The sequence below is a fragment of the Actinotalea subterranea genome (assembly GCF_008364845.1).
Taxonomy (GTDB): Bacteria; Actinomycetota; Actinomycetes; order Actinomycetales; family Cellulomonadaceae; genus Actinotalea; species Actinotalea subterranea.
Window position 1 is genome coordinate 1 of sequence record NZ_VTTP01000021.1, and the last position, 5,514, is coordinate 5,514.

The following is a 5,514-nucleotide window of genomic DNA, read 5'->3' on the forward strand; positions in this document are numbered from 1 at the left end:
GCTTGTCCGGCGGTCGTGGGTACGCAAAAGAGGGGCCACCGTGGGGTGGCCCCTCTTTTGGAAGGGTTGTTCGGCGGCGACCTACTCTCCCACACAGTCTCCCGTGCAGTACCATCGGCGCTGAAGGGCTTAGCTTCCGGGTTCGGAATGGAGCCGGGCGTTTCCCCTTCGCTATGACCGCCGAAACTCTATGGAGATGTCAGTCGGGTTCCCGACCGTCTCTCGGGAACCGCACAGTGGACGCGTAGCACAAGTAAGGTTGTGTCAAGTTATCGGCTTATTAGTACCGGTCAGCTGCGAGAGTCGTTAGTCCTCTCTTCCACATCCGGCCTATTCACCCAGTGGTCTAGCTGGGAGCCTCTCGGGGTCAAGCCCCATGGAAACCTCATCTTGAAGCAGGCTTCCCGCTTAGATGCTTTCAGCGGTTATCCCTTCCGAACGTAGCCAACCAGCCGTGCTCCTGGCGGAACAACTGGCACACCAGAGGTTCGTCCGTCCCGGTCCTCTCGTACTAGGGACAGCCCTTCTCAAGTTTCCTGCGCGCGCAGCGGATAGGGACCGAACTGTCTCACGACGTTCTAAACCCAGCTCGCGTACCGCTTTAATGGGCGAACAGCCCAACCCTTGGGACCTACTCCAGCCCCAGGATGCGACGAGCCGACATCGAGGTGCCAAACCATGCCGTCGATATGGACTCTTGGGCAAGATCAGCCTGTTATCCCCGGGGTACCTTTTATCCGTTGAGCGACGGCGCTTCCACAAGCCACCGCCGGATCACTAGTTCCGACTTTCGTCCCTGCTCGACCTGTCAGTCTCACAGTCAAGCTCCCTTGTGCACTTGCACTCGCCACCTGATTGCCAACCAGGCTGAGGGAACCTTTGAGCGCCTCCGTTACATTTTAGGAGGCAACCGCCCCAGTTAAACTACCCACCAGGCACTGTCCCTGATCCGGATTACGGACCGAGGTTAGATATCCAGAACGACCAGAGTGGTATTTCAACGTTGACTCCACCGACACTGGCGTGCCGGCTTCACAGTCTCCCACCTATCCTACACAAGCCGTACCGAACACCAATACCAAGCTATAGTAAAGGTCCCGGGGTCTTTCCGTCCTGCTGCGCGTAACGAGCATCTTTACTCGTAGTGCAATTTCGCCGAGTTCGCGGTTGAGACAGCGGAGAAGTCGTTACGCCATTCGTGCAGGTCGGAACTTACCCGACAAGGAATTTCGCTACCTTAGGATGGTTATAGTTACCACCGCCGTTTACTGGGGCTTAAATTCTGAGCTTCGCTCCGAAGAGCTGACCCGTCCTCTTAACCTTCCAGCACCGGGCAGGCGTCAGTCCGTATACATCGTCTTGCGACTTCGCACGGACCTGTGTTTTTAGTAAACAGTCGCTTCTCCCTGGTCTCTGCGGCCTTCAAACGCTCCGGCAGCAAGTGCCTTCACGCCTCAGGCCCCCCTTCTCCCGAAGTTACGGGGGCATTTTGCCGAGTTCCTTAACCACGATTCTCTCGATCGCCTTAGTATTCTCTACCTGACCACCTGAGTCGGTTTAGGGTACGGGCGGCTAGAACCTCGCGTCGAGGCTTTTCTTGGCAGCATAGGATCACCCAATCATCCCGCATAAGCGGTCACCATCAGTTCTCAGGCTATGTGAGCTGCGGATTTGCCTACAGCTCGCCCTACAACCTTGGACGTGGTCTACCATCGCCACGCTGGGCTACCTTCCTGCGTCACCCCTGTTAATACGCTTACCTACTACCGGTTCGGGTCGTGCGCTCCACCACCACGTCCCCGAAGGGCTCTAGATGGCTTTGGGCACTTAGCATCACCGGGCTCGGTATGGGCGGTTCTTCGCCGGTACGGGAATATCAACCCGTTGTCCATCGACTACGCCTGTCGGCCTCGCCTTAGGTCCCGACTTACCCAGGGCGGATTAGCCTGGCCCTGGAACCCTTGGTCATTCGGCGGACGGGTTTCTCACCCGTCATTCGCTACTCATGCCTGCATTCTCACTCGTGTAGCGTCCACCGCTGGGTCACCCCGCGACTTCACTCGCCACACGACGCTCCCCTACCCATCCACACGCCTGGATCACGAAGACCTAGCTATTGTGTGAATGCCACAGCTTCGGCGGTATACTTGAGCCCCGCTACATTGTCGGCGCGGAATCACTTGACCAGTGAGCTATTACGCACTCTTTCAAGGGTGGCTGCTTCTAAGCCAACCTCCTGGTTGTCTGTGCAACTCCACATCCTTTCCCACTTAGCATACGCTTAGGGGCCTTAGCTGGTGGTCTGGGCTGTTTCCCTCTCGACTACGGAGCTTATCCCCCGCAGTCTCACTGCCACGCTCTCACTTACCGGCATTCGGAGTTTGGCTGACGTCAGTAACCTTGTAGGGCCCATCGGCCATCCAGTAGCTCTACCTCCGGCAAGAAACACGTGACGCTGCACCTAAATGCATTTCGGGGAGAACCAGCTATCACGAAGTTTGATTGGCCTTTCACCCCTAACCACAGGTCATCCCCCCGGTTTTCAACCCAGGTGGGTTCGGTCCTCCACGCGGTCTTACCCGCGCTTCAACCTGCCCATGGCTAGATCACTTCGCTTCGGGTCTAGAGCACGCGACTGTATCGCCCTATTCGGACTCGCTTTCGCTACGGCTTCCCCTCACGGGTTAACCTCGCCACGTACCACTAACTCGCAGGCTCATTCTTCAAAAGGCACGCCGTCACCCCTGCTAGGGAGGCTCCGACGGATTGTAGGCAAACGGTTTCAGGTACTATTTCACTCCCCTCCCGGGGTACTTTTCACCTTTCCCTCACGGTACTTGTCCGCTATCGGTCACTAGGGAGTATTTAGGCTTAGCAAGTGGTCTTGCCAGATTCACACGGGATTTCTCGGGCCCCGTGCTACTTGGGATCCCCTTCGGGAGGCCACGCCATTTCGTCTACGGGGGTTGCACCCTCTGTGCCGGGCCTTTCAATGCCCTTCGACTATGACGCGACTTTCTGACTCCCTGGAAGCTCGGCAGAACTTCCTGAAAGGTCCCACAACCCCGACTGTGCAACACCTGCCGGCTATCACACACAATCGGTTTGGCCTTCTCCGCTTTCGCTCGCCACTACTCACGGAATATCTCTTCCTGTGGGTACTGAGATGTTTCACTTCCCCACGTTCCCTCCACACGCCCTATATATTCAGGCGCGGGCAACTGGACATGACTCCAGCTGGGTTTCCCCATTCGGAGATCCTCGGATCACGGTTCGTTTGCCAACTCCCCGAGGCTTATCGCAGGCTACTACGTCCTTCTTCGGCTCCTAGTGCCAAGGCATCCACCGTTTGCCCTTAAAAACTTGCCACAAAGACTTACTAAAAGATGCTCGCGTCCACTGTGCAGTTCTCAAGCTACGGGCGGTCCCGCCACCGGCGCGGCGCCTACCCCACAACAGCGAGGCGGTTCATCCGCAGGCAACGGCCCGACGCACCGGTCACACTCGACCGGCCCGAGGTCCAGGCATACGCCCATTCCCTCAGGACCCAACAGCGTGCCTAACGATCGACCCCAACCCCACGTTCCACCCCCGAAGGGAGTACTAGCAGGACCAGAGCACCACGCAACTGGTCGATGTTCCACCCTTGAGCTACCCACCCCGGGACGAACGCCCGAGTAGTAGGCCCTGGACGCCCGAAGGCGCCAGATGCTCCTTAGAAAGGAGGTGATCCAGCCGCACCTTCCGGTACGGCTACCTTGTTACGACTTAGTCCCAATCGCTGGTCCCACCTTCGACGGCTCCCTCCCAAGGGTTGGGCCACCGGCTTCGGGTGTTACCGACTTTCGTGACTTGACGGGCGGTGTGTACAAGGCCCGGGAACGTATTCACCGCAGCGTTGCTGATCTGCGATTACTAGCGACTCCGACTTCATGGGGTCGAGTTGCAGACCCCAATCCGAACTGAGACCGGCTTTTTGGGATTCGCTCCACCTCGCGGTATCGCAGCCCTTTGTACCGGCCATTGTAGCATGCGTGAAGCCCAAGACATAAGGGGCATGATGATTTGACGTCATCCCCACCTTCCTCCGAGTTGACCCCGGCAGTCTCCTATGAGTCCCCACCATGACGTGCTGGCAACATAGGACGAGGGTTGCGCTCGTTGCGGGACTTAACCCAACATCTCACGACACGAGCTGACGACAACCATGCACCACCTGTATACCGCCCTTGCGGACCCCATGTCTCCATGAGTTTTCGGTATATGTCAAGCCTTGGTAAGGTTCTTCGCGTTGCATCGAATTAATCCGCATGCTCCGCCGCTTGTGCGGGCCCCCGTCAATTCCTTTGAGTTTTAGCCTTGCGGCCGTACTCCCCAGGCGGGGCACTTAATGCGTTAGCTGCGGCACGGAACTCGTGGAATGAGCCCCACACCTAGTGCCCAACGTTTACGGCATGGACTACCAGGGTATCTAATCCTGTTCGCTCCCCATGCTTTCGCTCCTCAGCGTCAGTTGCGGCCCAGAGACCTGCCTTCGCCATCGGTGTTCCTCCTGATATCTGCGCATTCCACCGCTACACCAGGAATTCCAGTCTCCCCTACCGCACTCTAGTCTGCCCGTACCCACTGCAGGCCCGAGGTTGAGCCTCGGGTTTTCACAGCAGACGCGACAAACCGCCTACGAGCTCTTTACGCCCAATAAATCCGGACAACGCTTGCGCCCTACGTATTACCGCGGCTGCTGGCACGTAGTTAGCCGGCGCTTCTTCTGCAGGTACCGTCACTTTCGCTTCTTCCCTGCTGAAAGGGGTTTACAACCCGAAGGCCTTCATCCCCCACGCGGCGTCGCTGCATCAGGCTTTCGCCCATTGTGCAATATTCCCCACTGCTGCCTCCCGTAGGAGTCTGGGCCGTGTCTCAGTCCCAGTGTGGCCGGTCGCCCTCTCAGGCCGGCTACCCGTCGTCGCCTTGGTGGGCCGTTACCCCACCAACAAGCTGATAGGCCGCGAGTCCATCCCCAACCGAAATTCTTTCCAGACGCTACAGATGCCCGTGCGTCTCATATCCGGTATTAGCTCCGATTTCCCGGGGTTATCCCAGAGTCGGGGGCAGGTTACTCACGTGTTACTCACCCGTTCGCCACTGATCACCCGGTGCAAGCACCGAGATCACCGTTCGACTTGCATGTGTTAAGCACGCCGCCAGCGTTCGTCCTGAGCCAGGATCAAACTCTCCGTAGATGTCTATAGGCATCCCCCACCCGAAAGCAGAGAACAACCGACTCACGAAGCGGCCCCGAAGGACCAGTTCTCATCTGGCATCGATCAAATGTTACAACTGACGTTAAACATTCGTCTCAACCACGTCGTACGCACACAGACACAAGCCCAGCCACAACGACCAGACCCACACCCACACACGCCGACAAATGGCATCGACTTTTGGCACGCTGTTGAGTTCTCAAGGAACAGACGCTCATCCATCCAGGCCATCACAACCCGTCCGGAGGCAACC

Annotated in this window: 3 rRNA genes; all 3 read right to left on the reverse strand. The window is 57.7% G+C overall.

Annotated elements, in window-relative coordinates:
* Positions 1-68 precede the first annotated feature (68 nt).
* The 3 genes from rrf to FZ988_RS18310 all read right to left on the reverse strand — a co-directional run bounded on the left by rrf (position 69) and on the right by FZ988_RS18310 (position 5,240).
* Positions 69-185, reverse strand: a 5S ribosomal RNA gene (gene rrf / locus FZ988_RS18300).
* A 75-nt stretch (positions 186-260) separates the two neighbouring features.
* Positions 261-3,369: ribosomal RNA gene (locus FZ988_RS18305) — 23S ribosomal RNA — on the reverse strand.
* Positions 3,370-3,719: 350 nt separating this feature from the next.
* Positions 3,720-5,240: ribosomal RNA gene (locus FZ988_RS18310) — 16S ribosomal RNA — on the reverse strand.
* Together the 16S, 23S and 5S rRNA genes form the textbook arrangement of a ribosomal RNA operon.
* Between the last annotated feature and the right edge of the window lie 274 nt (positions 5,241-5,514).